This is a genomic window from Terrisporobacter othiniensis (genome assembly GCF_000808015.1).
Taxonomy (GTDB): domain Bacteria; phylum Bacillota; class Clostridia; order Peptostreptococcales; family Peptostreptococcaceae; genus Terrisporobacter; species Terrisporobacter muris.
In genome coordinates, this window is the sequence record NZ_JWHR01000165.1 from 1 (window position 1) to 23392 (window position 23392).

Here is a 23392-nt window from a genome sequence, read left to right on the forward strand (position 1 = left end):
ATGGAATTATATTTAGGATTTTAAAAATGGTGTATTATAAAATTTGTTTAAATTTTTCTTTGTTTTCATTGTAGCTGATAATATTTTTATCATAACTTTTATTATTTATTCTAACACTTGATATTTTATTAATCAAAATAAGCATATACTCTTCATTTAAACAATATAAACATAAACCTTCTTTTCTTAAAACAAAAGATATTGGATAAACTTCTAAATTTTCACTACCAACTTCTATATTTATAAAGGATTTATTATCAATGGCTTTATTAATTTCTTTGCAGACTATATTTTTACTATCAAATTTTTCTTCAAATAAATCCATTACAAATCTTTGTTCCAGATTTTTTAAAAGTTTAGAACATCTTTCTCTGTCTACAGATTTAAATTTATCAATTAAAAGAGATTCACTTATCGTTTCACTTATATTTTCACCTATATATAGTGCTAACAATAGAGAGTCATAATCACTACGTCTCAATATATGTTTTGCAATTATATAGTTTTTATCTATTTCTACTCCACCACTTGGACCTCTATAAATTAATACAGGTATCCCCAAAACTGATAATTTATCCAAGTCCCTTCGTATGGTTTTCGTAGATACATTAAAGCGTTCAGCTAGCTCTTTAACTGTCACTTTGGAATTACTTTTCAATAGATAAAATACAAGATCTAATAATCTCATTATTTTTCACTTCCAAGTTACTTATTATTTTTTAACCAAGTTATAGCACTGTATGCATGTATAGCTGCACCTGTTGGTAGTATATCCTCGTTGAATACTACTTTTTGGTTATGCATTGGCTCTCCAAATTCTGGATTTTCATTTTTAGCTCCAGCACCTAATATGATATAAAGACTTGGGACTTCATATGAGTAAGAAGCGAAGTCTTCAGAACCCATTCCACCTGATTCAAACAGCATAACAGCTTGTTCGCCTACTATATCTTTAATATATCCAGTGATTTCATGAGCTAAATCATTGTTATTAGTTAATGGTGGAACTGAAGATAATTCTATAAGTTCTGCTTCACCCCTAAATATTTTAGCTGTAGAAGTGACTATTTCATTCATTCTACCAATTACGAAATCTCCCATTTCTTTATCTAGATATCTGAAGGTACCTTCCATAACAACTTCACCTGGTATTATGTTTGGGGCATCTCCTCCAACGAATTTACCTATTGTTATGACTGCTGGCTTAACAGCTGGTATTTCTCTTACTAGTATAGTTTGAAGGCCTGAATATATGTGGTGAGCTATATTTATTGGGTCAACACCAGTTTCAGGCATAGCTCCATGACATCCAGTTCCTTTTACAACTATTCTAAATCTAAAACATCCACCGATACTTGTACCTAAACCACATACTACTAAGTTTGAAGGTGTACCAGAGTTTACATGCATCGCCATAGCAGCATCAACATCTGGATTTTTAAGTACTCCAGCTCCTATCATTTTCTTAGCACCAGTAAATCCTTCTTCATCTGGTTGGAATACTAGTTTAACAGTACCTTCTATCAAGTCTTGGTTTTGTTTAAGTAACTTTGCTGCACCTAAAAGCATTGCTGTATGCATATCATGTCCACATGAGTGCATAGCTCCATTAGTTGCTTTAAAGTCACAATTAGTAGCTTCTTCCATTGGTAGTGCATCCATATCAGCCCTTAATAAGAAAGTTTTTCCTGGTTTATTTCCTTTTATAGTAGCAACTATGCCACTTTCACATATTTCTTCAGGTTCATATCCCATTTCTCTTAGCTTACCTATTACAAAAGCTTTTGTTTTTGGTAACTTGGCTCCAACTTCTGGATTGCTATGAATTTCTCTTCTTACAGCAATTATTTGTTCTTTAATTGATTGTGCTTGTTCCATAAATTTGTTCATAAATTTACCTCTTCGCATATTTAAATTTTATTAAAAATTTTATATATTATAAACTCTTTTTAATTATAAACTCTTTTTAATTATAAACTATTTTTAACATTTTAATTCAATTTAATATATAGTGTTAGTTTTATTTTATATTTACTATCTTTATCTATTAGTAATAAATAGTATATAAATTAATCCTACTTAAATATTTACTATTATTTCATTTTTTTATTTTCCTAATCCCTGTTTGTTCAAGTCATGTTTAGATGATAAACACCAAAATAGACATATATGGTCCACATTATTTTTTTTTATTTTTTTTTCATTATTTTTTTTTTACTATTGACTTTTATAATAATTTGATAATATAATTTTCAACATAATCCTACAAAAAATTTATTACATTTCAAAATTATGTGGAAATTAAATAAAATCAAAAATTAAAATCAAAAAAATATTTTCTTAATTACCTATGATCTGGTCAAAAATTAAAATCAAAGAGTAATAGGAGATAAAATGAATTCGATTTTAACACAATTAGAACATGTAATAACAGCTATATCAGATATTGTATGGCCAATATTTCTGCCATTTATGCTTGTAGTTGGAGCATATATGTCTATAACTACAATATTTAAAATTCAACCAAAATTAACTAAACCATCGAAGCTGAAATTTAAAAACCTTATAGGACCTGCTTCAATATCTCTAGGTGCTATGGTTGGTACTGGAGCTATTATAGGAGTATTAGGTGCAATTTCTAAATTGTATAGTGCGGGACAATATAATATAGAGGCTATAGCTTTATGGGCATTAATAGGAGCATGTATAATGATACCTGTTTCTTATTCAGAAACCTTAAATTCAAAAATAATGAAAAAAGGCCCAAGAGATTATATATCAGAAATGATAAGTCCTAAATTAGGATTTTTCTATGCTATATCAATAGTTGCATTAATTGTATTCGGATTTGGAGGATTCCAATTTAGTGGTATAGATTCAGTATTTACAATAGTAACATCTAAATTTGCTGGTACTGAACTTACTTTATTACAAAGATACTTATTTATAGTAATACCTGTTATAGCTATAGTAGCATTAGTAGTTCTATCTAAAAAAGATAGTATATTTATGAATGCTATGACTTATATGATAGGAAGTGCTCTTGCTGGATACTTAGTATTCGCTATAATATTTATATTTAAAACATCTTCTTATATACCAGAGTATTTATCAGGAATGATAGAAGGAATGATGAATCCAGTCCCAATGATGCTTGGTATACCTACTGGATTAATATTAGGTATGCAAAAAGTATTGCAAACAGTTGAAACAGGCTTAGGGTGTTTAGCCATGTCTGCTCAACAATCAGATTCTGAACCAAGAGAAGCTGGGATGATATCATTAATACCAAGTATAGTAACACTATTCGTAGCTATATTTATAACATCTTATATAGCTAGTTATGGTTTAGATGTTGGTATTATAGAATATCCAGTAAATTCAATGATGAGATTAACATCTTTCTTTGATACTGCGTCACATGTTACAGGTACATTTGGCTTAATAATATTATCTTCATTTACAGTATTATCAGCAATGACTACTATATTAGGTTCATACTACTATTTAAAAAAATTATTTAAAAACAATGCTGAAAATAAAAATATAGCAATATACTTAGTAACTATAGCAGTAGCTGGTACATTAGCTGTGTTTGGAGCAAATGTGGTATTCGAAGCAGTCGATTTATTGTTATTTGTATGCTGTGGAATAAATGTAACTGCATTAGCTATATATGCATACAAAACAAATAAAGCATTAAAAGATGGTTCATTAAAATCTATTGAACAAGAAAAAACAATAGCTTAATTTTACTTAGTCTAAGCTACAAAAGGAGATGTTTAAAATGACAAACACAATAAACAAAAGAAAATTTTCACAAGGTTGGCTAATAGCAATTGCTTGTATGCTTATCCAAGCCATACCATTTGGTGTAGCATCTAATATACATCCTCAATTTTTAGGATATATAATAGAAAAAGAAGGGTTCGCATTAGGAGCAATATCAGCTATGTTCACAATAGGAACAATAATATCTGCTCTATTCTCTCCTTCTATAGGAAAATTATATAATAAGTTCTCAGCTAAATTAATATTCACAGTAGGTGCAATATTATCAGCTGGAGGAGTATTTATGTTAGGAATAGCTGGAAGCAGTTTATCGTTATTCTACTTAGGATACGGAATATCTCAAGTAGGTACTGCAGCTATTTCATCTATCGGTATACCAGTACTTATAACATCTTGGTTTGATGATAGCATAAAAGGAAAAGTATTAGGTGTAGTATTTTCTGCTAGTGGTCTAGGAAATATATTCTTACAACAATTAACAGCAAGCTGGATAGCTGCTGATGGATATCAATTAGCATATAAAAAGTTCGCTTTATTATCAATAGCAGTAGGAGTTGTGGTATCTATATTATTTATAAGAATGCCAAAGAACAAATCTGAAATGATAAGTGGTAAAAAAGATTCTAAAGAAGAAAATAAAGAAGTATCTGTTGAAGAAAATACAGGATATACATTTGCAGAAGCTAAAAGTTTAAAAGCTTACTGGATATTCGCTATAGGATTTGTATTCATAGGAATATATGTATCAGCTTTAGCTACTCAATATTCAGCATACTTAAAAGCAGAAAACTTTGATGCTGCTATGTTAGGAACTGTAGGATCAGTATTTGCTGCATGCTCTTTAGTTGGTAACTTAATAGGAGGTACATTATACGATAAATTAGGAACTGTAAAAACTACAATCATAGGATTTGCGTTAGCAATAACAGCTTGTTTATCAATAATGTTTGCACCAAAAATACCAGCTTTAGCTTACGTTTATGGAACTACTAAAGGGTTATCTGTATTTGCTTACATCTTAGCTCCATCTATGTTAGTAGGTGCTTTATTCGGTAATAAAGATTTCGGAGGAATATTAGGTATAACTCAAGTATTCTTCGCTTTAGGATTCTCTTTTGGTTCAGCAGTATTCGGAATTATAGTTGACGCAGCTGGATATACGGTTGCTTGGTCATTCATATTAGCTTCTATTTTTGTTGCTTACGGAATGTTATTAGTAGCTATAAAAGCTATGAACAAATTAAACAAAGAAAGAGGCCAAAATATAGAAATGAATAATGCTTGCTAATTTTTAGCTTATAAAAAAAGAGCGTAGATAAATTCTACGCTCTTTTTTATACCTAATAAATTTTTAATCTGTACTATCATATTAAGTCTTTTTATTTTGACTTATATCAAGTTACATTCATCTCCAACTTTTACTCTTCCACCTTTAATTACTTTTGTAAAAATACCATTCTTAGGCATTATACATTCCCCCACCTGATAGTATATCTGGCATTTATCATGACACTTTTTACCAATTTGAGTCACTTCTAATATTACATCTCCTAATTGTATTAACTGACCTATAGGAAGAGTATGAAGCTCTATTCCTTGTACAACTAAATTTTCTCCAAATTCACCAAAGTTCACATTGGCACCTTTTCTTCTAAATTCATCTATTTTATTAAATTCTAATAAGCTTACTTGTCTATGCCACTTACCTGCATGGCCATCATTTTCTATACCAAAATCTTCAATAAACTTAGCTTCACTTATTTCATTTTTTAATGTCCCTTTCTTCTCACTTATACAAATTGCTAATACTTTTCCCATGTGTCTAACCTCCTATTTACCAAATGAACAATGAGGGAATGAACAAACTCCGCAATTTAAGCACATTCCACCATTTCCATATGCTGCTATATCTTTATAAGATAATTTTTCTTCTGCTAAAATCCTTGGAAGTACTAAATCAAAAATAGTTCTTTTTGAATACATAGCACAACTTGGCACTCCAAGAATTGGTGTATCTTTGTAGTACGCTAGTAAAAACATGGCTCCAGGAAGTACTGGTGCACCGTAAGTTACAATTTCACCATTACAATCTTTTATGCCTGAAGGTGTCACATCATCAGGGTCCACCGACATTCCTCCTGTACAAATTACCATATCCACCTTATCTTCTTCTATAGCCTTAATTATGTTTGAACTTATCATTTCTTTATCATCTGGAAGAATAACTTGCTTAACAATTTCTCCACCATAATCTTCTAGCTTCTCTTTCATTACAGGTAAAAACGCATCTTTTATTCTCCCTTTGTAAACTTCATTACCTGTTGTTATAAGTACTGCTTTTTTAGGTTTTATTTCATCTATACTTATTATTTTTTCATTAATTAATTTTTCAGCTTCTATTATTTTTTCTTCATTTATTATTAATGGGATAACTCTAGTTGCGCCTATTTTTTCTCCAACTTTAACTGGAGTATTGTTATGCATAGTTGAAACTATTATTTCTCCCAACATGTTAAGTTTTAAAAGTTCTTCTTTGTCTACTCTTAATACTCCCATTTTTTTCGCAAAGAAATCTATTTTCCCTTCTTTTATCTCTTCTGATATATAACACCCTTCACCAAGAACTAAATCTTTAATTCTTATAGCTGCATCATTTTCGTGAAGCTCACCTTCTTTTTGTTCCCAAACATATATATGTTCCTTCCCTATATCTAAAAGCTTCGGTATATCTTCTTCCTTAATTACATGACCTTTTTTAAATAATCTTCCCTTAAATTCCCCAGGAACTATTTTTGTAACATCATGAGATAAAATACAACCTACAGCATCTTCTATTTTTATTTCTTTCATACTCTGCTCTCCTAAACTCTGTCTTCATTTAAATGAATTTCACTAATATTTTTTAATTTTCATTATATAAACATTATTATATCACATATATTAAATCCCAAGAAACATTTATTGTACGCATTTATACACAATATAATCTAATCCCTACATAAAATTAAATTTTAAAGGCTATCCTATTAATATATACAAAACTTTAATGGTATTTGAAAGGATATTAAAGCTATGATTATTGCTATTTTGTCTATATTAGTTCATATTTTGAATATAATAACGATTTTATATATGATTTTTAAGGAAAAACGTTCTGCTAATAGTATAATTGTTTGGACATTAATTTTAACTTTATTACCTTATGTTGGTTTTATAATTTTCTTACTAATTGGTAGAAAAGTTAATACTGCCAATATATTTGTAATGAAAAAATCTGAAATGCAATTTTTTGAAAAATATATTAACAAAGTCAAAAACACAGATGAGCAAGATAAAAGCTTAAAAAACTCTGATAATTATGAAATAATTAGAGCTGTAGAAAGCATGGAGTATTCTCCTTATAGAAATGATAATGAAGTAGATTTATTCTTTGATGGTAAAGAATTATTTGATGAAATCTTAGATAGTCTAAAAAAAGCTGAAAAAAGTATAAACATACAATTTTATATTTTTAAAAATGATGAACTTGGATCAAAAGTACTAAAAATACTAAAAGAAAAGGCTGCTTCAGGTGTTGAAGTACGCCTATTATATGATTCTGTTGGTAGTAGATCTCTTACAAAAAGAAAACTAAAACCTGTAATAGAGGCAGGTGTAAAAGTAGGTGAATTCTTCCCAGCAATATTAAAATTACTAAATATAAACATGAACTTTAGAAATCACAGAAAGATAGTTGTCATAGATAGTGAGATTGGATTTGTTGGCGGTTTTAATGTGGGTGATGAATATTTGGGCAAAGATCCTAAGTTTGGCCATTGGAGAGATACTCATATAAAAATTAAAGGTGACGCAGTAAAAGACTTAAACTTAAGATTTTGGGCTGATTGGAGATATGCAACCAGAGAGGATGTGGATTTAACTTTCACTTTAGAAAATGTGAATCCACCTTCCCTATCAAATTCCAATCATTCAAAAGCAGGTTTACAAATAATATCAAGTGGACCAAACCCATATAATAGGTATGAAATAAAATGGTCCTATTTGGAAATGATACAAAAGTCCAAAGATTATATTTATATTCAATCACCTTATTTAATTTTGGATGATAGTATTGGGGATAGTTTAAAGTTAGCTTCTATTTCTGGAGTTGATATAAAAATAATGATTCCTGGTAAAGGTGATCATCCTTTTGTTTACTGGGCTAATTTAGTATATGCAGGAGAATTATTAAACTTTGGTATCGAAATATATCACTATGATAAAAATGCGTTTCTTCATTCAAAAGCTGTAGTTATGGATGACAAAATATGCTCAATAGGTACTGCCAATATGGATACACGAAGCTGCGAGCTGAATTTTGAAGTAAATGCTTTAATTTATAGCGAAGAAATATCTAAAAAACAACGTGAACAATTTGAAAAAGATATGCTTTTGTGTAAAAAACTAACTCTAGAAGAGTATTCAAACAGAAGCGCTGGTATTAAATTTAAAGAAGGCTTTTCAAAATTATTTTCTAATTTTCTTTAAATTTTGAAAATGGAGCCTCTTTTTATAAGGAGCTCCATTTAAAGTTAATTTTTATTCTTTTTTAATCTTTATACCACTTCAGCACATTTATATTCTAAACTATTTTTACTCTTCTTTAAAACATTTCTTGAAATAACAAATACAATAAGTTCTGAAGCAAGAGTTGCTGTCCATATTCCAATCTCTCCAAACAAAAGAATCATAACTATTAAAGTAATTGTTATTACAATCATTCCTCTTCCCAAAGATACTATTCCTGCTTGAATTGGTCTATCTATAGCCACACAAAATCCTGATGTTATCACATTGTATCCCATTATTAAAAATGCTGGAGAAAACACTCTTAAAACACTTACTGTATAATTAAACAGCTCCTTATCTCCATTATTAATAAATAATAATACTAACTGTTTTGCAAATATAAAAACTATTAAAAATGATACAACCGATGATATTTTTATTGTTTTTAATCCCATTTTCAAAATTGATAAGACAACGTCTTTATCATCTTTACCATAATAAAAACTACAAATAGGTTGTATTCCTTGGGCTATTCCCATCATAGTTGTAAGTACCAGTGTATTTATATAGCACACCACACTATAACTTACTAATGCATCTTCACCTATTACTCTCAATATACTTTGGTTGAAAATTAAAACTATAACAGCCACACTTAACTCTGTTGTAGAGTCTGGAATTCCTATAAATATTACTTTTTTAATAACACTAAAATCAAGATTGAATTTTGTAAATTTAAGCTTACCTCTTTTTCTTAAAAAATGTATAAAGAAAAATAAGAATGAGAATACTCTTGCTAATCCTGTTGCAAATGCGGCTCCCTTAACTCCATATCCTAGCTTTATTACAAATATATAATCAAGTACTATATTAGTTATGGCAGATATTATTACACCTATTGTTGAAAGGTGAGGATAACCATCACTTTTTATTAATACTTCTAAATAATACGATCCTAAGTAAAATAAAACAAATAGCATGATTGTTCCAGCATATTCTTTAACGTATACCATAGTTGAGCTCGTCGCACCTAAGAATACTGCTATTTTATCTAAATTTAATAAGCTAACTAACATTATAATTGCTGATAAAATTACTATTACAACTAAGTTCAATGTGAAGTATTCATTTGCCTTTTTATTTTCTGAACTTCCCAGCTTAATTGCAACTACAGTACTTGCCCCTGTTGCAAATAAAATAGATATTGCAAATAACATATTTATGTATGGTGTAGATATGTTTACAGCTGCCAGAGCATCACTACCTACCCCTTTACTTACAAATATCCCGTCTACCATTGAATATAGCGAAAACACCCACATGGCTGCTACTGAAGGTATTACATATTTCTTAAATTGTGTTTTTAAACATGTTGCATTTTCCATATTATTCATCTCCTTCCACCATAAAAACTATAAACTGTGGTATAATACACATGTCAATAAATTTTTTAAAATTATTTTGAGGTGATTTTTTGAAAAGAAAATATTATAAAACAGGTGAACTTTCAAAAATATATAAATTAGGTAGAGATTCTATAAAATACTATGAAAAACTAGGACTTTTGAATCCTACTAGAGATACTAACTCCTATAGAATGTACACAATTAAAGATATATGCAATTTAAATCTTATTCGTGAGCTTAGAACTCTAGACTTCTCCATGCAAAGAATTAAGGAATATATTGAAAATAGAAATATTAGCACTACTAGAAAAATGCTTCTTGAAGAAATTGAATTAATAGAAAAAAAAGTAGAAGACTTAAATTCCCATAAGGAATCTTTGAAAAAAAGGCTATGTTCAATAGATAAATGCATAGAACATACTACTTTTAATAGAATTGAACTTTTATATATGAACAAAAGAAAAACACTTACAGTTGATTCTAATGAATCTTTTGCTGAAAATAACGATTACTTAATCCAAAAATTAAGCGACAAATTCGAAGACAAGTTTTATATTTTAGGTAATAGCAACTTTGGAGCTGTTTTTGATTCTAAAAGTATTTCCAACGGAATTTATAATTATTATAAACATACATTTTGCTTAGTAGACGATGATGCTTCTGATTATAACTTTGTTTTAGATGAAGGATACTATGTTACATATACTTATAAAGGTGATTATAATCAGTATGAACAAGTTTTTGACATGCTTTATAAGTTTATAGATATTAATAAATATACTGTTTTAGGTGATCCCATAGAAATTTATAAGATAGATGTTTATGAGACCGCTCTAGAAGATGAGTATGTTACACAAGTTCAAATTCCAGTTAAGCTTTTAAGTGACATTTCTTTATAGAAAAATTCGCTTCACTCATATCTACAACGAGATACATTTGATCAACGTGTTGACGAATCACTTTGCTAACACTTAAGGCAACTCCATTGCTCAAAAATACTCGTGTCGTTTTAATATTATAACTGCACGAGTATCTTTTTTATTTTTAACTTTAATTAGTACCTTCTACACTTTCCGCTTTAATTTTTTGTATTTTTAAATCTACTGTAAATCTATAACCAACTCTTGAATCATAATCAACTCCAGAATTTTTCATATTTTTATAATACTCAATATTTATATTCATTTCATCAATCTTACTTCCACCTCTAGATGCAATTATATCTGAGCTTTCTTCTGTAAAATTGTTGTATTCTTTTCTGTTGTTTCTAAATGTTGCTACCACTGCTCTAGTAGATGCCCAAGCACGTATGCCTCTTATCTGCTCCGATTTGGTAACTGATAAAGGTACTGTACTTTGTATTGATTTTTCCAAATCATAAGAAGTAAGTCCTCTATCTTCATAAAATGCTTCGAACAATCCACTAACTACAATATGCCCTATTTCCTCTCCTACAAATCCTTCTGTCATCTGTGCTAATTTATTCAATAGCTCCTCATCCACATTTCAAAATATTTCTTTTCATATCATCAAAAGATTTATCATAAAAATATATAGCTATTTCTGTACCACCTTCACAAAATCTTATAATATCATCATTACATCCTGTTAATCTAAATATTTCAGAAATAACATAATTAGAATCACATTCTTTATATATATTTTCAGAGAAATTCACTCAATCCAAATAAATAGCTAAACCTTCTCTTTTACCAAATGAAATTTTTTCTTCTCAATCTTCAAGATCAAATCTTACATATGCATCACTATCATAGTCAATTAAGCATGTATTTCCTTTAAGATTATCTAGTATTTCATTTGCTTCTTTTTCTGTTTTGTATATAATCATATCTCTCATAAATCTCACACTCCTTATTATATATTTATTATTTATTTGCATATTTAAAGGCATCAAATATTTTTATGTTTTTATTGTGTAGAAAATATACTTCAATACCTTTAACACTTCTAGTTACATTAGCTCATCCTTCTTTAATCATACTCGCTGGTACAGTCTACATATCTAATAAAAATTTACATAGTTCTATTTGTATGAATTATTTTACTAGTACTGTTACATAATGTGTATATATCAATAAATCCTAAAATGTCTCTTTTCATTTTATCACAAGCATTAATTGTAGTTACTAATAGATTAACTCTTACTAACCACAAGTTTCCATTATAGACAATATAAAAAGAGCTAACTTAGTAGCTCTTTTTAACAAATCTAACCTCTATATACCAACCTTTGTTTCATATACAACACAGCTTCCAAAACTCCACCAGCTATCGTTCTAGCCTTATCAGATATAGTATAAGAATTTTCCACTTCTTCAATACGTGGATCAATATCAGCTATTTTTAGCCTTTCTTTTATTTTGCTTTTATCTTTGATTATACCTCGTAAAACTCCGCCTATAGTCGCTTTTACTTCAATTATATTTTCATCAATACTTATTGTAGCTATAACTTCTCCCTTTTTTACTATGTCACCAATTTCTTTCACATTTGAAATAGTTCCACTCATGGTCGAATATATAACCCTATCTTTACTTACGCCATTTACAGCTCCCGGAATACCTGTGTTTGCCATAGCATAACCTTTTTCTATTATTCTGCCTAAATTATGACCTCTCATAGTTTCTATTACAATATCCACATCTTCTCCTGCACAAAATCCAGGTCCTAAACCTATAGTTATTGGTGCCATGTCTTTTGTTGTCCCCAGGTTTTTTTTTGCCAATATAGCATCTACAACTACAAAAGGGTTTAATATTTCAATGAATTTTCCAAATGGATCTATTATTACAGGAATATTTTTTTTATCTAATATGGAGTATACCTCATCCAAATTATTTGCTTTTTCACATATTACACCTTCAACCATAATTTTACCTTCGTATATAGCTTCACTAAAGCATACCGTTCTTCTTATGGCAGATGGTTTTTCTATTTCCAATATTACTACTTTAAATCCACATCTATGAAGTTTGTGGATTGTTCCAGTGGCTATATCTCCACCACCCCTAATTACTACTATATCTTCTTTCATTTTCTGCCTTTCTTTCAAAAAGATTATTAAAATCATCTATATTATCTATATCAAATAGAGTATTTTCGCTAACATCAACATATTTTATTTTATCAGAAGATTTTATGATACTTTTACCACCTTTATCTCCTTCTAGTTTTAAAATCTGTTCTTTATATATTGTTGGATATATAACTGGATTTCCACATTTATCTTTATATTTTGGTATGACTATATAGTTTCTATCGTCTTTAAAAATCTTTACTAACTTTTCTATGTCATCTTTATTTAAAAGAGGTTGATCCCCAACAAAAAACATATATCCATCACATTTAGGTGAGTTTTTCACTCCTAATTTTATGGATTCACTTTGCCCCTTGTTTGGAGAGTTATTGATTACTACATTGTAATTTAATTTTTCTCCAAGTTCTTTTATTTCCTCATATTGAGTAACTAATATTTTCTTCTTAAAATTACACTGTGACACAATATTTAATGTATGCTCAATTAAAAATTTATCATTATACTTCATAAGGAGTTTGTTTTGACCCATGCGATTTGAAAATCCAGAGGCCATAATTATTGCTGAAATCAATTTTATCATCCTTTTATTAATTCGTTAAAAATACTTTAATATTCTTCATTTATGTCAGTGTCAGAATTATCTTCTTCATTTAAACTTTCATCAATTTCTTCACTGCTTCCTGTGTCTTCATCATCATCTATTTCTTCGTAATCATCTGAATCACTATCTTCCTCTTCATAATTGCTTATATAATCTTCTAGTACATAGTACTTTTCATAATACTCATCTGTGCTTTTTATATTTACTGCTAAATTTAAAAACACACCCAACACTATTACTCCTGCAATATAATATATAAAATACGTATTTTTGTCTTTATTATAATTTTTTGAACTATTCAATTTTTTAGTAGCTATACTATTATTAGTTAGTTCATTTTTCATTTTATAATTCTCCATAAATTATCATTTAAATTTGGATTATCTATATTATTCTTATTATTTCTAGAAATATATTTTCATCACAATAATCATACAGATAATAACTCATAACCTTCTAATATTATACTACTATATATTCGAACAATTTTTCTATATTTGTACAATGTTTTTATATATTTTAACTTGAAAATTCATTTTTCAATAAACTTCCATATACAAATCTGTCAATATATGAAGGGTTTTCATTTTTTATTTTTTTTATAAGCAAAACAGCATCTTTCTTATTATTACTGCTTTCAACCTTATTGATAAATAAAACCTGTTCTCCTTTTGAAACCTTAAAAAGTCCATTTTCATTTAAAACAAGATTTTTAAGATATTCTAATTTTACTTTTTGTGATTCTTTATCATTTATAATATTTAAGAATTTATCTAATCTATGAATATTATTTTCATTAATTTCTAATCCTACGGAGCTAATATCCACTACTCCTATAATTTTAGTACTTTTATCATAAACAACAGGCTCATCATCCCGCCATCCTTTAAGAGGTTTTTCCTTTGAGCCATCACCTTCGATTAGCACTATGTCAAAATAAGGTGCTATTTTGTCTAATGTTTGAGAATTTAAACCTTTTATCTTAGGCTTATTTTGCCCCAATTTACCTTCTATGTGACTTCCTATTACGTATACTCCTTTTTTACTTTTTTCTATTGTGTTTTTATAATTATCATCTTCTATTTTACTTAGCATAATTATCTCATCATAAAACTTCTCATCTGGCACATAAATATTTGTTGTTGTTGTGACTAACACCTTATAGTTTTTTCTAAGCAAAGAGGAAGCAGAGAACATCAAAGATGTTTTTCCCCCCGCTCCCACTATTGTAATTATATCTTTATTTTTTATATTAAAAGATTTAATCAAGTCCATTACTTTTCCATCATAGCCATAAATACTTTTTCTGGTGTCATAGGTAAAGTATTTAAGTTTATTCCAAGTCCATTGTAGATAGCATTTTCTATAGCTGGAGATGGTGTATTAACAACAACCTCACCTACAGATTTTGCACCAAATGGTCCTGTTGGCTCGTAACTTTCTTCAAAATCAACAATTATATTACCTACATCTTTTCTAGTTGGTATTTTATATTGCATAAATGTGTTAGATGCTAGCTCGCCTTTTTCAGTATAAACAACATCTTCATAAAGTGCCAAACCTATACCTTGAACTATTCCACCTTCTACTTGTATTTTTGCTAAGTTTTTATTTATAACAGTACCACAGTCAACTACTGCCACGTAGTCTACTATATCAACTTTTCCTGTTTCTTTGTCTATTTCAGTTTCCACAAATCCTGCTATAAATGGTGGAGGTGAAACTGAACTTCCATGAGTTGCATATCCTATTAATTGGTTTTTGTTAGGTCCCATAGTTACATCTACTGCCAAGTCAAATATTGATATTGATTTCTCTCCATCTTCAGATTTAACACAGTTTCCATAAAACTCCACATCTTCTTTATCAAGCCCAAGTCTTTCTGCTCCAAGGCTTATTATCTTATTTTTAAGTTCAGTTGCAGCTTTTACTACAGCCATTCCTGTAACATAAGTAGTACTTGATGCATAAGAACCTGGGTCATATGGTGAAGAATCTGTATCTGCTGAGTTTACTACGATTTTATCCATTGTAGTTTCTAGAACTTCTGCACACATTTGGGCAAGTATAGTATCACTTCCTGTCCCCATATCTGTAGAGCCAGTAAGTAATGTGTAGTTACCATCATCATTTAATTTTATTTCTATAGATGCAGTATCTATTCCTGCTATTCCAGAACCTTGCATAGTAAGCGCCATTCCCACACTTCTTACTTTTGTAGGTGAGATTTCTCTAACAGGATATTTTTCATCCCATTTTATTAATTCCTTACCTTTTTGAATACATCTATCTAAGGCAACACTTTTTAAGAGCTTATCATAAGCTGGAGATATTTCACCTTCTTTTATTATATTTTTAAGTCTAACTTCAACTGGGTCCATGTTTAATTTAGCTGCAACTTTATTTATAGTAGCCTCCACAGCAAAACATCCTTGAGTAGCTCCGTATCCTCTAAATGCTCCTGCCGGTGTTTTATTAGTATAAACTACATTTCCTTTAAATCTTGCAGCTTTTAGCTTTCCATACATAGGCATAGTTTTTTCTCCAACTAGCCCAAATGTAGTTGAAGCATGTTCACCATATGCCCCTGTATCAGATAGAGCATCTATATCTATAACTTTTATAGTTCCGTCTTTGTCTGCTCCAACTCTTACATTTAATTTCATTGCATGCCTAGATGTCGTACTTGTGAAAGTTTCTTTTCTGTCGTATATTATTTTAGCTGGTTTTCCAGTTTTTAAAGTAACTAATCCTGAGAATATTTCCACACAGGCAGTTTGCTTTCCACCAAAACCTCCACCTATTCTTGGCTTTATAACTCTTACTTTGCTTGATGGTATGTCTAGCGCTCTACTTAAGTGTCTTCTTACATGGAAAGGTATTTGTGTAGAACTTACTACAACTAATCTTCCCATATGATCTAAGTAGTTATAAGCTCTATAAGTTTCCATCATTCCGTGAGATTGCGCTTGTGTGTAATATGTATCTTCCACAACTATGTCACATTTTGATAATTCTTCTTCTATATTCCCTTTTTCATATAAATGTTTAGAAGCTATATTTCTTTCTCTTTCCATTCCTATATCAAAGTTACAATGTAAGTCTTCTGTATGTACTATACTTTCATTGTCTATAGCTTTTTCCATATCCATTACTGGAGTTAATACATTGTACTTAACTTTTATCATTTTCATAGCTTTTATTGCAGTTTTTTCGTCTTTTGCTGCTATTATAGCTACTTCATCTCCCACATATCTTACTGTTTTATCAAGTATTAATCTGTCGTAAGGAGATGGTTCTGGGAATGATTGTCCTGCAAGTGTAAATTTATTTTGTGGTACGTCTTTGTATGTTAAAACACATTCCACTCCTGGTACCATCATTGCTCTTTTTGTATCTATTTCTTCTATTATTGCATAAGGATACGGACTTCTTAGTATTTTAACTACTAAAGCTTCCTTAGCTGCTAAATCATCTGTATATACTGGCTTACCAGTAGCTATTGACATTCCATCTATTTTTGCTATGCCTTTACCTACTATATTCATCTTACTTTACCCCCATATATGTCTTTATTGCTCTAAGTTGCCCCATATATCCTGTACATCTACATAGGTTTCCAGTTAAATAATGTTTTATTTCTTCTTCCGTTGGATTTTCTAATTCTTTTTTCATTGCGATTACTGTCATTATAAATCCTGGTGAACAAAAACCACATTGTTCTGCACCTTCTTTTACAAGTATCTCTGCAAATTCACTTGCCTCTTCTTGTAAACCTTCTATTGTTGTAATGTTTTTCTTGTTAGCTCTTACAGATAAAGTTGAACATGATAATGTTGGCTTTCCATCTATCCATATACTGCATAGCCCACAACAACCTGTGTCACAACCTCTTTTTACACTTAGATTTCCAACTCTTCTTAGAGTATCTACTAAATATTCGTCAGCTGTCACATCTATATCAACTTTTTTTCCATTTATATTCATTGTGATTAACATGATGATACCTCCATTAAAGCATTTTTAACTAATGATTTACATACAGCTTTTCTGTATTCTTTGCTAGCTCTCATATTTGAACCAAATACTAATTCTTCTGAGGCTATTTCACTTGCTTTTACTATATTTTCTTCATTTAATTCATTATTTGATAAAAACTCGCTTGCTTTATAAGCCACAGTTGCTCTTTGAGGTCTAGCACCTACGCATATTTTAAAGTTATTATCAGTCTTAGATACTGACATGTTTAATATTGGATAATCACTTCTTGAATTTCTCATACATTTATATACAGCATTTACATTGTTTTTCTTTATGTATAGTTTAACTAGTATATCTTTCTCATAATCTTTATTTAAGAATTCTTCCAATAACATTCTTCCACCTTTATATAGCTCTACTTCCGTTTCTAGGGCAAGTAAACCTACTATTAAGTCAGAAAAACCATATCTAGAGAATACACTTCCTCCAACAGTAACTACATTTCTAAATTGAACACCTATTATATCCCTAACTGATTTTGGTAAAACCCCATCAAAGTATTTATTTAATATAGGACTAACTTCCAAATCTCTAAGTGTTGTCATGGAACCTATTTCTATATAATCTGAACTTTCTTCTATAAGATTTAAATTTAAGGCAGATAAATCTATTCCAGTTCCTATTCTCTTTTTTCCCATTCTAAGGAAAGCACTTCCCCCTATAACTATATTGTTTTTTCTTTTTGTAAGAATTTCATAAGCTTCTTCAAGTGATGTGGGTTGCACTAATTCCATTAGTGTAAACATAATACTTCCTCCCATAAAATATATTTTGTCATTATAATTTAACCTTGTATATTATACCATAATTAGTTATTTTTTTCTAAACATTTTATTATTTTATCATAATAATGTTCGTATATTCCAGTATATTATTATTAAAACAAAAAAAAAGATGTATAAGAAAATTCTTATACATCTTTTTTATCTATTTTAAATTAAACAACATAATTCTCTGAGATTTAGTGAATTTTATGCAGTAAGCGCTTTATCTTCACATATTTCTTCTTTAGGTAAAACTATATTAAGTACTACAGCTAATATTGCTGGAAGTACTGTTTTAGATTCTCCAAATATTAATTGAATAGATTCTGGAAAAGCATCGAAAAATCCTGGAACATAAGCGACCCCTAATCCCAATCCTAATGATACTGCAACTATCATAGCATTTCTCTCACTTAATTTATCAGTTGTAATAAGTTTTATACCACTTACTACTATCATAGAAAACATTACAATTGAAGCTCCACCAAGTACACTAGCTGGCATTAAAGATATAAGTGCACCTACTTTTGGGAATATTCCTGCTATTATTAGTATGAATGCCCCTGTTGCAATAACAAATCTATTAACTATTTTTGTCATAGCTACTATCCCGACATTTTGGCCAAAAGATGTATTTGGTAATACACTAAATATGGCACCAACTAAGCTTCCTATACCATCTGCTAAAACTGCCCCAACTATTTCTTTTTCACTAGCTTCACGTCCTAGTCCAGAGCTTGCTATAGCTGTTGTATCTCCTATAGTTTCTACCGTTGAAACCATATATACAAATATCATTGCTATTATTGCATCCATATGAAACTCAAATCCAAGTTGAAATGGTACTGGTACTGATAAAAGTGCCGCCTGAGATAAGGAAGAAAAATCTATTTTTCCCATAGGTATGGCAACTATGTATCCTATAATTAATCCAATAAGTACTGATGATATACTAAGCATTCCTTTAGTATACTGTTTAAAAAATATAACAGTTATAAGTACGATTGTTCCTAATAATAAATTTGATGGTGAAGCAAAATCAGCTGCTCCAACTCCTCCAGCAAAATAATTAACTCCCGTTGGTAAAAGTGCAATTCCCATAGTTAAAACTACTATTCCTGTAACTACTGGTGGGAAATACTTTCTTATACGCTTAAGTACAAGTCCTCCAACTAACACTTGGAATATAGCTCCTATTAAACAAGCCCCAAGTATTCCAGACATACCATATTTTACACCAATTGCTGTAGCTGCTGGCACAAAACCAAAACTAGTTCCCATTACTATAGGTAACTTTGCTCCTACTGGTCCTAAAGGATAACATTGTATTAATGTAACTAACCCTGATACAAACATGGCACATTGTATTAATGATGCTTTAATTTGTGGATCTAGATTTAATACGTTTGAAATTATTATAAGTGGTGTAACATTCCCCACAAACATCGCTAATACATGTTGCAATCCTAGTGGTATTGCTTCTGTTAATTTCGGTCTCCCATCTAACTGATAAATAACTTTTTTGTTCATAAAAATTCTCCCATTATCATAACTAAAATGTTTATTTTAAAATTATTGTTCGTCTTTTCAGTTTAATTATATATGCTAATCCATTTTTTTACAAGTTTTTTTACGAACATTTTGTTATTTTTTTTATTTTTTATACGATACATTATCGTGCATTTTTCTCATAAATAAAGAAACCACCTCATAATGAAGTGGTTTTTAGTAAATAGACTAGTTGTATCATAGTTCTAACTTTTTATTTCTAATATATTATTCTTCTTGCTGTAACATAACCTTTAACATAATAAGATGTTGACATACTTTCATATCTTACACCTTTTCCAGGACTTGGTGAGTGAATAAATTTGCCATTTCCAACATACATTCCAACATGTTTAATAGAATTTGTTCCGCTATTAAAGAATACTAAGTCACCTGCTTTTAAATTACTTTTACTTACATATTTTCCATTTTTAGCTTGATCTCTAGAAGTTCTATTTAAGTAAATTCCTGCTTTTTTATAAGAATAGTATGTAAGACCTGAGCAGTCAAAAGAATTAGGTCCTGCTGCACCATAAACATAAGGTTTACCTACTTGTGCTTTAACAGTAGATATTACTTTATTCAACTTAGAATTCGTTGTTGGTTTAGAAGAAGATGATGATGATTTATAACTTACTTTTATATCACTTGAATCACCTGAGTATACTTTTAAATAATCTGTGTATACATATCCTGTAGTTGAACTAGATAATTTTACCTTAGACCATCCATTTTTACTTGATGAAATTACCCCAACAACACTATTTTTTTTAATTGTTTTCTTAATGCTATATTTAGTTGAAGCACCTGATCTTACATTTAGTGCTGAAACTGTAACCTTACCAACTTTCTTTATTGAATCTGCGGTACTTGTTGAACCTGAAATTTTAGTATATTTATCAGTAATATATCTTGTCTTTCCATTGTATTTTATTTTATACCATCCATTACTACAAGTAGATATATATTTAAGTTTCATTCCTTTCTTAACTTTTCCAACTAATGAATACCTTGTACTAGATCCACTTCTTACATTGACTCTATTTGCTGTAACTAGCACAGATTTGCTACTAGCCTCCACATTTTCATTCATAGCTATAGTTGGTATAACACTGGTTGCTAACATACCTATAGCCATTCCTTTTGAAATAGTTTTTGTATTTTTGTTAATAATCATATTCCAAACATCACCCCACTCTGTAACTATTTTGTAATTTTTGTTACCATTTTGTAACCTATTATATCATACCTTCCCTAAATATTTCTATATTTTTACAGAATAAATATTTTATTAACAAAGTTTTTGTTCAAATATATAGTAGAAGTATATATATTTTACATCCAATTAACTTTTTAATTCTATATATTTTCCATAAAATATAAGGGCATATCAAAAAAATGATATGCCCTTATATTAAGTTTATACACTATATATATCTGAAAATTCTATGTCACATCTTTCCACATGCTTACATTTTCTATCGTAATCATAATCATAATTCTTATTATCTTCTTCTTTTAACTTAATAGGAATAGTAAAGATAAACTGAGATCCTTCATTAATCGCACTTTTTACATACACGTTTCCACCATGCATTTCTACCAAGTTTCTCACTATAGATAAGCCTATACCACTACCTTCACATTTTCTGTTAAATGATTCATCTACTTGTCCAAATCTATCAAATATAAGATTAAGTTTGTCGCTTGGAATACCTACACCGCTGTCATTTACTGAAACTATTATTTCCTTTTCTGTTGCGTTGATATCAACCTCTATATTTCCACCCTCTGGTGTATATTTTATTGCATTTGATAAAAGGTTTAACATAATTCTTTCTATTTTATCTGGATCACAATAGGTAATTAATTCTTCAACATTGGTATCAAATATAAGATTTATTTTATTATTTTTTGTGTAATCTGCCACTGAGAGGGTTATATCTTCAATAATATTGATAATATTTTGATTAGATGCTCTAAGTTCATATGCCCCTATATCCATTTTACTTATGTCTATTAAATTATTTACTAATCTTAATAATCTATAGGAGTTTTGTTTTATATAATTAGTGTATTTTTTTAAATTTTCTAGATCTATATTATTTTGTTCAATATTTTTATTGATAAGTTGCATAGTGCCTATCAGTATATTTATAGGCGTTCTAAATTCATGAGATATATTTGAAAAGAATTCATTTTTTACAAGTTCTAGCTGAACGGCTTCTTCTAACCTTCTTTTTTCTTTTTCTATTTCCAACTCTCCTGTAATGTCTCTTGCTGCTGTAACATATATTCCTTGCTTAGAAATATACATACTACTCCATTCAAGATAAACGTAGTGCCCTTTTTTATGTTTAAATCGAACAATTTTTCTATCTATTTTACCATCTATATCTATTAATTTATCCTTCCTTAATTTCCTAAATCTCTCCACTTCTTCAGGATGAACAATTTCTTTCATTGACATTGACAGCAATTCTTCTTCACTCCACCCCAAAACATTATGCCAATTTGGACTTAGTCTTTTTAAATAGCCATCTATTCCCACAATGGATACCAAGTCAACACAAACATTTAAATATTGCTCCAATTCTTTTTCAGTATATTTACGCTTTCTATTTTCCACAAGTACTTGGTTTGAAAGCCTAACATTTTTAATTATCATAGCTATTTTAGTACATATATGTTTCATATACTCATCACTATTGAATTTAGGAGAATTGCCATTGCTATAGTTTAAGCTTATAATTCCAATAAACTCATCACTTAACTCTACGATATAGTTACCTAAATAATCTAATTCATCCATATAGATTTGTTTAGAAATTGGTTCATTACTTATTTTGGGATACACATTATTAAAATATTTTTTATTTTTATCTGAGTATATTTGAGCTATTGTACTTGGTATAAATCTTATATTTTCAAAATATTTATTTGAATTTTTTAGTTTTATAAATGGTGTTAAACCTTCTCTATTCTTATCATACATCAATATGGATAAACCATCTGCATTTGTATAATCAAGAATACGTTCTCCTATATTACTAAGTATTTTACTTAAATCCACATCATAGTATTCAATATCATTATAATCACTTTTAATTATTGTTCTGTTAAAATTTTTATATAACTCTTCTGATATTGTTTTTGATAAATTAATATTTTCAGTTGTTGCAACTATATATTTAGTTTTATTATTTTCATCATATATTGGAGATTTGTAACTTTTATACCACTGAATATCATTATTAATAACTAATTTTTCATTAAATATTTTAGGATTTTTATTCTCAATTACATCCCTGTTATTTAACTCAAACTCTTTATAAACCTCATCATCCCCAAATTTATAATTATAACTCCCTATAATATCGTCTCTTTCTAAATTTAATATATTTGCAAAGGCTTTATTAACGTATAGATACCTTCCCTCTTCATTTATAACAAATGTGGAAATACTAATATTATCTAAAAGATCCTCTAGCATTTCCATAGTATATGGTTTTTCATCTACTTCTTTTCCTATGATAATAATACTTCTCTCATGAGGCTGTTGGGAGGATGATATGGGGATTAAGTGATTTAGTGAATGTAAGGCATGGTGTTCTGCATGCAGAGGGTGTTCATC

Annotated in this window: 22 protein-coding genes; 4 read left to right on the forward strand and 18 right to left on the reverse strand. The window is 29.2% G+C overall.

The genetic code is table 11. From position 1 onward, the window contains the following. Positions 1-34: 34 nt before the first annotated feature. Positions 35-688, reverse strand: a complete 654-nt coding sequence (locus tag QX51_RS19065) for a helix-turn-helix transcriptional regulator (RefSeq protein ID WP_039681478.1) — start codon at positions 686-688, stop codon at positions 35-37. A gap of 17 nt (positions 689-705) precedes the next feature. After that, the gene (locus QX51_RS19070; protein WP_039681479.1) at positions 706-1890 is read right to left on the reverse strand and encodes a M20 metallopeptidase family protein; all 1185 of its coding nucleotides are present in this window, start codon (positions 1888-1890) and stop codon (positions 706-708) included. Positions 1891-2394: 504 nt separating this feature from the next. On the opposite strand from QX51_RS19070, the gene QX51_RS19075 reads away from it, so the two are divergent. Both QX51_RS19075 and QX51_RS19080 read left to right on the forward strand, forming a co-directional pair. Then, positions 2395-3750 carry an ACGS family protein gene (locus tag QX51_RS19075; protein WP_039681480.1) on the forward strand — a complete coding sequence of 452 codons (1356 nt, stop codon included), beginning with the start codon at positions 2395-2397 and terminating at the stop codon, positions 3748-3750. A 37-nt stretch (positions 3751-3787) separates the two neighbouring features. Beyond that, positions 3788-5080, forward strand: a complete 1293-nt coding sequence (locus tag QX51_RS19080) for a conjugated bile salt MFS transporter (protein ID WP_039681481.1) — start codon at positions 3788-3790, stop codon at positions 5078-5080. A 101-nt stretch (positions 5081-5181) separates the two neighbouring features. Here the strand turns inward: QX51_RS19080 and QX51_RS19085 are convergent, their stop codons facing one another. Both QX51_RS19085 and QX51_RS19090 read right to left on the reverse strand, forming a co-directional pair. Further along, positions 5182-5610 (reverse strand): MOSC domain-containing protein, encoded by a 429-nt coding sequence (locus tag QX51_RS19085; RefSeq protein ID WP_039681482.1) that lies wholly within the window; start codon positions 5608-5610, stop codon positions 5182-5184. Positions 5611-5622: 12 nt separating this feature from the next. Continuing rightward, entirely contained in the window at positions 5623-6642 is a 1020-nt protein-coding gene (locus tag QX51_RS19090) for a molybdopterin-binding protein (protein ID WP_039681483.1), read from the reverse strand. A gap of 222 nt (positions 6643-6864) precedes the next feature. On the opposite strand from QX51_RS19090, the gene cls reads away from it, so the two are divergent. Beyond that, positions 6865-8319, forward strand: a complete 1455-nt coding sequence (gene cls / locus QX51_RS19095) for a cardiolipin synthase (RefSeq protein ID WP_039681484.1) — start codon at positions 6865-6867, stop codon at positions 8317-8319. 68 nt (positions 8320-8387) lie between these two features. Here the strand turns inward: cls and QX51_RS19100 are convergent, their stop codons facing one another. Beyond that, a complete protein-coding gene (locus QX51_RS19100) occupies positions 8388-9725 on the reverse strand; it encodes an MATE family efflux transporter (RefSeq protein WP_152607260.1) in 1338 nt (445 codons plus the stop codon). Positions 9726-9814: 89 nt separating this feature from the next. On the opposite strand from QX51_RS19100, the gene QX51_RS19105 reads away from it, so the two are divergent. Continuing rightward, entirely contained in the window at positions 9815-10645 is an 831-nt protein-coding gene (locus tag QX51_RS19105; protein ID WP_039681486.1) for a MerR family transcriptional regulator, read from the forward strand. Between the two features lie 151 nt (positions 10646-10796). Here the strand turns inward: QX51_RS19105 and QX51_RS19110 are convergent, their stop codons facing one another. The 13 genes from QX51_RS19110 to QX51_RS19165 all read right to left on the reverse strand — a co-directional run. After that, the gene (locus tag QX51_RS19110; RefSeq protein WP_039681487.1) at positions 10797-11234 is read right to left on the reverse strand and encodes a hypothetical protein; all 438 of its coding nucleotides are present in this window, start codon (positions 11232-11234) and stop codon (positions 10797-10799) included. Between the two features lie 7 nt (positions 11235-11241). Beyond that, the gene (locus QX51_RS19115) at positions 11242-11424 is read right to left on the reverse strand and encodes a hypothetical protein (protein WP_039681488.1); all 183 of its coding nucleotides are present in this window, start codon (positions 11422-11424) and stop codon (positions 11242-11244) included. Between the two features lie 54 nt (positions 11425-11478). Then, positions 11479-11604, reverse strand: coding sequence for a hypothetical protein (locus QX51_RS21500; RefSeq protein ID WP_278246252.1), 126 nt, complete (start codon positions 11602-11604; stop codon positions 11479-11481). Between the two features lie 372 nt (positions 11605-11976). Then, complete coding sequence (gene yqeB / locus QX51_RS19120) at positions 11977-12801, reverse strand: selenium-dependent molybdenum cofactor biosynthesis protein YqeB (protein WP_039681489.1); 825 nt, start codon at positions 12799-12801, stop codon at positions 11977-11979. After that, positions 12776-13384 (reverse strand): molybdenum cofactor cytidylyltransferase, encoded by a 609-nt coding sequence (gene mocA, locus QX51_RS19125; protein WP_052233176.1) that lies wholly within the window; start codon positions 13382-13384, stop codon positions 12776-12778. Before mocA ends, yqeB begins: the two co-directional genes overlap by 26 nt. 26 nt (positions 13385-13410) lie before the next feature. Beyond that, entirely contained in the window at positions 13411-13749 is a 339-nt protein-coding gene (locus QX51_RS19130; protein WP_039681491.1) for a hypothetical protein, read from the reverse strand. 175 nt (positions 13750-13924) lie between these two features. Beyond that, positions 13925-14680, reverse strand: a complete 756-nt coding sequence (gene yqeC, locus QX51_RS19135; RefSeq protein WP_039681492.1) for a selenium cofactor biosynthesis protein YqeC — start codon at positions 14678-14680, stop codon at positions 13925-13927. Then, on the reverse strand, positions 14680-16953 hold the full coding sequence (locus tag QX51_RS19140) for a xanthine dehydrogenase family protein molybdopterin-binding subunit (RefSeq protein ID WP_039681493.1): 2274 nt from the start codon (positions 16951-16953) through the stop codon (positions 14680-14682). The genes yqeC and QX51_RS19140 overlap by 1 nt, the downstream gene beginning before the upstream one ends. 1 nt (position 16954) lies before the next feature. Further along, a complete protein-coding gene (locus tag QX51_RS19145; protein WP_039681494.1) occupies positions 16955-17404 on the reverse strand; it encodes a (2Fe-2S)-binding protein in 450 nt (149 codons plus the stop codon). Further along, a complete protein-coding gene (locus tag QX51_RS19150; protein WP_039681495.1) occupies positions 17398-18192 on the reverse strand; it encodes an FAD binding domain-containing protein in 795 nt (264 codons plus the stop codon). Before QX51_RS19150 ends, QX51_RS19145 begins: the two co-directional genes overlap by 7 nt. 225 nt (positions 18193-18417) lie before the next feature. Next, on the reverse strand, positions 18418-19740 hold the full coding sequence (locus tag QX51_RS19155; protein WP_039681496.1) for a uracil-xanthine permease family protein: 1323 nt from the start codon (positions 19738-19740) through the stop codon (positions 18418-18420). Between the two features lie 238 nt (positions 19741-19978). Next, complete coding sequence (locus tag QX51_RS19160; protein ID WP_052233177.1) at positions 19979-20935, reverse strand: C40 family peptidase; 957 nt, start codon at positions 20933-20935, stop codon at positions 19979-19981. 243 nt (positions 20936-21178) lie between these two features. Beyond that, the coding region (locus tag QX51_RS19165) for an ATP-binding protein (RefSeq protein ID WP_152607261.1) at positions 21179-23392 on the reverse strand (2214 nt) is incomplete at its 5' end.

Excerpts from the sequence above, each read along its gene's own strand:
- mocA (WP_052233176.1), bottom strand. The coding sequence starts at position 13,384 with ATGATAAAATTGATTTCAGCAATAATTATGGCCTCTGGATTTTCAAAT.
- QX51_RS19090 (WP_039681483.1), bottom strand. The coding sequence starts at position 6,642 with ATGAAAGAAATAAAAATAGAAGATGCTGTAGGTTGTATTTTATCTCAT.
- QX51_RS19145 (WP_039681494.1), bottom strand. The coding sequence starts at position 17,404 with ATGTTAATCACAATGAATATAAATGGAAAAAAAGTTGATATAGATGTG.
- cls (WP_039681484.1), top strand. The coding sequence starts at position 6,865 with ATGATTATTGCTATTTTGTCTATATTAGTTCATATTTTGAATATAATA.
- yqeB (WP_039681489.1), bottom strand. The coding sequence starts at position 12,801 with ATGAAAGAAGATATAGTAGTAATTAGGGGTGGTGGAGATATAGCCACT.
- QX51_RS19085 (WP_039681482.1), bottom strand. The coding sequence starts at position 5,610 with ATGGGAAAAGTATTAGCAATTTGTATAAGTGAGAAGAAAGGGACATTA.
- QX51_RS19065 (WP_039681478.1), bottom strand. The coding sequence starts at position 688 with ATGAGATTATTAGATCTTGTATTTTATCTATTGAAAAGTAATTCCAAA.
- QX51_RS19075 (WP_039681480.1), top strand. The coding sequence starts at position 2,395 with ATGAATTCGATTTTAACACAATTAGAACATGTAATAACAGCTATATCA.
- QX51_RS19150 (WP_039681495.1), bottom strand. The coding sequence starts at position 18,192 with ATGTTTACACTAATGGAATTAGTGCAACCCACATCACTTGAAGAAGCT.
- QX51_RS19130 (WP_039681491.1), bottom strand. The coding sequence starts at position 13,749 with ATGAAAAATGAACTAACTAATAATAGTATAGCTACTAAAAAATTGAAT.
- QX51_RS19070 (WP_039681479.1), bottom strand. The coding sequence starts at position 1,890 with ATGAACAAATTTATGGAACAAGCACAATCAATTAAAGAACAAATAATT.
- QX51_RS19140 (WP_039681493.1), bottom strand. The coding sequence starts at position 16,953 with ATGAATATAGTAGGTAAAGGCATAGCAAAAATAGATGGAATGTCAATA.
- yqeC (WP_039681492.1), bottom strand. The coding sequence starts at position 14,680 with ATGGACTTGATTAAATCTTTTAATATAAAAAATAAAGATATAATTACA.
- QX51_RS19080 (WP_039681481.1), top strand. The coding sequence starts at position 3,788 with ATGACAAACACAATAAACAAAAGAAAATTTTCACAAGGTTGGCTAATA.
- QX51_RS19100 (WP_152607260.1), bottom strand. The coding sequence starts at position 9,725 with ATGGAAAATGCAACATGTTTAAAAACACAATTTAAGAAATATGTAATA.
- QX51_RS19155 (WP_039681496.1), bottom strand. The coding sequence starts at position 19,740 with ATGAACAAAAAAGTTATTTATCAGTTAGATGGGAGACCGAAATTAACA.
- QX51_RS21500 (WP_278246252.1), bottom strand. The coding sequence starts at position 11,604 with ATGAGAGATATGATTATATACAAAACAGAAAAAGAAGCAAATGAAATA.
- QX51_RS19160 (WP_052233177.1), bottom strand. The coding sequence starts at position 20,935 with ATGATTATTAACAAAAATACAAAAACTATTTCAAAAGGAATGGCTATA.